General features: G+C 59.9%; 3 protein-coding genes. 1 reads left to right on the top strand and 2 read right to left on the bottom strand.

Annotated elements, in window-relative coordinates; all coding sequences use genetic code 11:
- Nucleotides 1–153: 153 nt before the first annotated feature.
- Both zipA and smc read right to left on the bottom strand, forming a co-directional pair.
- The gene (zipA, locus tag ADG881_RS16690) at nucleotides 154–1101 is read right to left on the bottom strand and encodes a cell division protein ZipA (RefSeq protein WP_007150031.1); all 948 of its coding nucleotides are present in this window, start codon (nucleotides 1099–1101) and stop codon (nucleotides 154–156) included.
- Between the two features lie 55 nt (nucleotides 1102–1156).
- Entirely contained in the window at nucleotides 1157–4654 is a 3498-nt protein-coding gene (gene smc, locus ADG881_RS16685) for a chromosome segregation protein SMC (RefSeq protein ID WP_007151165.1), read from the bottom strand.
- A 573-nt stretch (nucleotides 4655–5227) separates the two neighbouring features.
- On the opposite strand from smc, the gene cysZ reads away from it, so the two are divergent.
- Entirely contained in the window at nucleotides 5228–6004 is a 777-nt protein-coding gene (gene cysZ, locus ADG881_RS16680; RefSeq protein ID WP_007151419.1) for a sulfate transporter CysZ, read from the top strand.
- Nucleotides 6005–6137 lie beyond the last annotated feature (133 nt).

Raw genomic sequence — 6137 nt, 5'->3', positions numbered from 1 at the left:
ATCTTAAACGTAGGGCGCATCCTGCAGATGCCAGGAGTCTCGAGGTACGAGTAACGAGGTACGAGTAACGAGGTACGAGTAACGAGGTACGAGTAACGAGGTACGAAAACCTTTTGTATTTCGCTTCACGAAACTCGTCACTCGCAACTGCTTTTACGCGCTGGGTACCCGCTGGCGACGCTCGAATTCCTGCACGCGCTGGCGCAGGTGTTCCATGGTCTGCGGGGTCAGCACGCTGTGCTGTTCATCCTTGAGTTCACCGTCCAGCTCAGCGGCCAGGCGCTGACAAATGGACAGCATCTTGTCCAGAGCGCCAATAGCATCCGTCGGCCCCGGCAATTTCAGGAAGAAAGTGACGCCGGCAAAGGTCTTGTCTTCCATGGTATCCAAATCGAAGGTACCCGGCTCCACCGCGTTGGCCATGGAGAATTGCAGCTCATCGGCACCCTGCACGCTCACATGCCGGTGGAAAATATTCATGCGGCCATAGCGCAGGCCCGCTTCCAGCAACATGCGCAACAGCGCATTGCCTTCGAACGGCGCGCCACGGTGGGCAATCAGGTGTACCACAATCACTTCCAGCACGGGCTGGGGCTCACGGGGCGCCTTGGGTGCCGGCCGGGCTTCTACCCGCGCTTCCTGGCGAGGCGCCTGACGCGGTGAAACCCGAGGGGCCGGTTCGGGCTCGGGTTTTGGCTCAGGCGGTTTTTCCGCTACCGGTTGTGTCGGCGCCGGGGCGGGCTCGACATCAGGCTCCACCGTGCGCTCTGGCTGGGGCTCTGGTTCCTGCTCACCGTCGAACAGGCTTTGCTGTTCTGCAGTACGCGCTTCCGCCGCCGCTTCATCGGGTTCCATCACCATGGGCGGACGCTCATCCTGCTCTGCATCCTCCATGGCCCGGCGGATCACCCGAGCAGAACCAATCAGCTCCGGGTTGTAACCGCTACTTTCTTCTTCCTCCGCCTGATCGCGATAGCGCGGGTCGATGCGCATACGCAACCGCCCGTGCCGCTCCCGGATCATCCGCCGCACGCCGTCGGCCAGAATCAGCAGAATCAGAATAACCAGAATACCAATCAATGTTTCCAGGTTCAGGCCCATTGCCTCTTCTTCCTTGCTTGTGCTGAAGTGCCGCTGTTACAGCGGCACCGATTCCTCACATCGCCGCCATTTCGGCCGCTTCTTCCACATCCACCGATACCAGACGGGATACACCGGGTTCATGCATGGTGACCCCCATCAGGGTAGCAGCCATCTCCATCGCAATCTTGTTATGTGTGATGTAGATAAATTGCACTTTTGCAGACATTTCCGACACCAGGTTACAGAAACGCCCCACGTTGGCGTCATCCAGCGGCGCGTCCACCTCATCGAGCAGGCAGAATGGCGCCGGGTTGAGCTGGAAGATACTGAATACCAGTGACAAGGCGGTGAGCGCTTTTTCACCGCCGGAAAGCAGGTGAATGGTGCTGTTTCGCTTGCCGGGTGGCCGCGCCATGATGGTGACACCGGTGTCGAGCAGGTCGTCGCCGGTGAGCTCCAGGTACGCATGGCCACCGCCGAAGACCTTCGGGAACAGCTCCTGCAGACCACGGTTGATGCGGTCGAAGTATTCCTTGAAGCGCGCCCGGGTTTCCCGGTCGATCTTGCGGATGGCGTTCTCCAGGGTACCGAGTGCGTCTTCCAGGTCTTCGTTCTGGCTGTCCAGGTAATTCTTGCGCTCGGACTGCTGCTGATATTCGTCAATGGCCGCCAGATTGATCTGCCCCAGGCGGGAAATCCGCTGGCCGATCATGTCCATTTCCTGGGCCCACTGCTGCTCATCCGCCTCGTCCGGCAGGTTTTGCAGCACGGTATCCAGATCAAAATTCTGTTCAGAAAGCTGTTCGGCCACGGTCTGCCGGCGAGTACTCAGGTCCTGCCACTGCATGCGCTTCTGGTCCATGGTGCTGCGCACTTCCTGAGCCTGACGCTCAAACTGGCCACGCTGCCCTTCCAGGTTACGCATTTCATGGTCAACCGTTTCCAGCTCACGGCGGGCTTCGGCGAGCTTGTGCTCGGCTTCCAGACGCACTTCCAGCTTTTCTTCCAGCTGCATTTGCAGTTCCGTACCCGGCTCGTCGCCCTCATTGGTCTGCTCTTCCAGCAGCGCCTTGCGCTCCGCCATCATCTGCACCTGGGTCTCCAGGCGGCTCAGGTTCTGGCGCAGGGAGTCTGCCTGGGTGCGGGCACCCTGTACTTCCATGGCCAACTGGTGAGACTGATCGCGGTCGTGGCGCGCTTTCTGGCGGGACTCGTCCAGCCGCAGGCGCAGCTCATCCCGGCGGGATAGCAAGGCTTCGCGCTCACCGCTGTCGGTTTCCATGGCGTCCAGCGCTTCCGCCAGCACCGCCCGGGCCTCTTTCAGGTGTTCCTGTTCCTGTTCCAGCTGCTCGTTGGTCTCGTCCATTTCCCGGCTGAGACGCTCACGGCGCATGGTGATCTGCTCCAGGCGCACCTGCCGGGCGCTGACCTGGGCATTGATCTCGCCCAGCTCACGGTTGATCCGGCTCGCCTGGCGCTGTACTTCTTCGCGCTCTTCTTCCAGTTCGGAAATCTGCTCGCGGGTGCTTTCCAGCTGTTCTTTCAGGCTATCCACGGTGGCCTGGAGCGTATCAATCTCGCCTTCCAGGGTCTCCAGCTCACGGCGGCGCTCCAGAATACCGGCTTCCTGATCTTCCTCTTTGGCCACTTTCAGCCAGTCCGGGCCCAGCCAGATACCATCACGGGTCACCACGGATTCGTGGGCGTCCAGCTGGCCACGCAGGGTCAAGGCCGCATCCAGATTATCGGCCACGTACACCCCGGCCAACAGGCCTTCCGGAGCCTGCCCCTGAACGTGTTCACGCAGTAGCGTGGATTTGCTGCCCGCCGCCGCCGTGGCGCTGGGGCTAACCAGCGCCACACGGCCATGGGAAAGGTCATCCAGCCATTCACCCAGCTGATCAAAGCCGCTGACGGCGACGGCCTGAATGCTGTCGCCCAGCACCGCTTCCAGGGCTTTTTCCCAGCCTTCCGCCACTTGCAACTGGTCGGCGAGACGCGGTTCGTCATCCAGTTCATGCCGGGTCAACCAGTCGCTGACCGCGCCATCGTCGCCCATGGCCGCTTTCTGCAGGGCTTCCAGGGAGGTGCGGCGGCCCTTCAGGCTTTGCAACTTCTCGCGGGCCTCATCCAGCTGACGGCCCCGGTCGCCGTTATCCCGGCGAAGCTGGTTGATCTCTTCCTGCAGGGACTCGCTGCGCAGTTCGTTTTCTTCCGACTGCCCGCGATATTGCTCCACCTGCTCTTCCAGCTCGCGCATTTCCTGGGCCAGCGGGCCAGCATCCAGGGATTCCTGCTCTTTCTTCAGACGGTCGATACGGTCGCGCAGCCGCTCCTGGGACTTGTCCAGATGCTGAATGCGGGACTGCTCCACCTCGGCCTGGCGGCGAGATTCCCCGGATTTGCCGTTGAATTCTTCCCACGCCTGCTGCCAGTTCTGCATGGTCTCTTCGGCCAGTGCCAGCGCTTCGCTGGACGCTTCCTGCTGCTCGGAGACCATTTCCAGTTCCGGCTCGCGCTCGGCCAGAATGGCATCCAGTTCCGCCACTTTCTCACTGTCGATGCGCAGGTGCTCGTCGCCTTCTTTCCAGCTGGCACGTACCTGGTCCAGCTCCTCGTACAGCTGCTGCTTGCGCTCGCGCTGATGCTGGATGCTCTGCTCCAGGCGTGCCACTTCCGCCCCCAGGGCGTAAAAATGCTGCTGGACTTCGTTAAAGCGCTCCTGCACTTCGTGGTGCTTCTCGCGCAGGCGTTCCACTTCCGCGTCCACGTGGCGCTGTTCTGCCACTTTCGCTTCCATGGACACGTCCAGTTCGCCAATCACATGGTCCAGCTGCTTGACCTGCACATCCAGCCCTTTCCAGCGCAACGCCTTGAGCTGCGCGCCTTTCAGGCGTTCTTCCTCTTTGTACTGCTTGTATTTCTCTGCCGCGTTGGCTTGGCGGCTCAGGCGTTCCAGCTGACGCGTCAGCTCGTCGCGAATATCCGTCAGGCGCTCCAGATTCTCACGGGTGCGACGAATACGGTTCTCGGTCTCGCGGCGGCGGGCCTTGTACTTGGAGATCCCCGCCGCTTCCTCGATATACACCCGCAGCTCTTCCGGCTTGGCTTCAATCAGCCGGGAAATCATGCCCTGCTCAATAATGGCGTAGCTGCGCGGGCCCAGGCCGGTGCCCAGGAAGATGTCGGAAATGTCCTTGCGCCGGCACTTGGTGCCGTTGAGGAAATAGTTGGACTGGCCGTCGCGGGTGACTTGGCGCTTCACGGAAATTTCGTTGAATTTGCCGTATTCGCCAGTAACGGTGGCATCGGAGTTATCGAAAATCAGCTCGATGGACGCCTGCGCCACCGGCTTGCGGGCATTGGAGCCATTGAAGATAACGTCCGCCATGGACTCACCGCGCAGGTGCTTGGCGGAGGATTCCCCCATCACCCAGCGTACCGCGTCAATGATATTGGACTTCCCACACCCGTTGGGCCCCACCACGGCGGTGAGGTTTTCCGGGAAATTGGTGGTGGTAGGGTCCACAAAGGATTTGAACCCGGCCAGTTTTATTGATTTCAGTCGCATAGTGTCTGCTTAACTCGGGCCAACAGGCCAAAAATTGGGCAAAAACAAGGGTTTTCGCCACCCCTTGAAGCGATTACGGCGCGCCTGGCCACTAAAAGGGCTAAGTCTAGCGACAACCGCAGTCGAATTCATCAGCCGAGATACCGATAAAGGCCACGGCACGCTTCATCCTGCACGCAGCACACCGCAAACCCGGACACGTTTTACGGCATTTGATGTTTTCAGGGCATATGCCAGCCTTCGCGGTCGAAGGACCGCTCTCGCAAAGGAGATTGACCGCAGCCGTCCCAATTATTCGCTGCGCTCACCCCTTCGGGGCCGCCTTTACAGGCGTTCCCTCGCTTCGCTCGGTGAGGGACGAACCGCGCGCAGTGCGCAAATGCCCGTAGGGTACCGGCAACGGCAAAACGCCCCAACATCTCTCGCTTTCCCTTGCAGCTTGAGGCGTACCGCTTGCAACTTGCCTGCACACTGTGCAGCACGGGACACGACAGGTAACATTCTCCACAGCCTGTCTTCGCGTCAGCGCGTGCTGCATGATCCGTGAAGCGTCTCTTGATACAAGGATTACCCGTGTCCCAGATAGCCGATGCCATTGCTTACCTGTCCCGCAGCCTGAAACTGGCCCGCACCCCGGAACTGCGGCGCTATGTGATCATCCCGCTGATCTTCAACATCCTGGTCTTTGGCGGCCTGTACTGGCTCAGCGGCAGCTGGATTGCCGGCTGGATCACCGCCGCCACCGCAGACTGGGCGTTGAGCGGCTTCTGGAGCTTCCTCAATGGCGCTCTGCACTTCCTGGTCGATGCGGCAGTCATACTGGTGTGGATTCTGCTGTTGGGCCTGTTCGCCAGTGTGTTTTCCATTGGCGTACAGCTGATTGCCGCGCCCTTCATGGGCTTTCTGGCGGAAAAAGTGGATATCCAGGTCACCGGCCACCCCATGAACGACGAATCCATCCCCGCCATGATCGTGCGCACCTTCAAGCGCGAGCTGCGCAAAACCTGGTACTGGCTGTGGCGTGCCGCGCTGATTCTGTTTGTGGTGGGGGTGGTTTACTTCATCCCGGTGATCAATGTGTTCGCCTCGGCCATCTGGTTCCTGTGGTCAGGCTGGCTGCTGGGCATGCAGTACATCGATTTCGGCGCCGACAACCGCCAGGTGCCCTTTGAAGTAATGCTGGAGCGGCTGAAAGAAAAGCGCTGGCTGGTGCTCACCTTCGGCGCCATCGTCATGGCCCTGACCATGATCCCGCTGGTAAACCTGTTCATCATGCCGGTGGCGGTGATTGCCGGAACACTGATCTGGGTGGAACAGCTCAGTGGAGAATTAATAGTTAATAATGAATAATTAATAACGTCGCGAGACGGTTTTTCATGTTCGGAAACGCATGAGGCCGCGGCCAGAGTCTGGGCGCGGCCTCATTGCTTTTACAATACGGTTACCGCTGCTCGCGCAGCTATTAATTATTCATTATTAACTA

This window comes from Alcanivorax sp. DG881 (assembly GCF_000155615.1).
In the GTDB taxonomy this organism is placed as follows: Bacteria; Pseudomonadota; Gammaproteobacteria; order Pseudomonadales; family Alcanivoracaceae; genus Alcanivorax.
The sequence above is the reverse complement of the archived record's forward strand: the minus strand, read 5'-3'. Positions and strand labels throughout refer to the sequence as shown.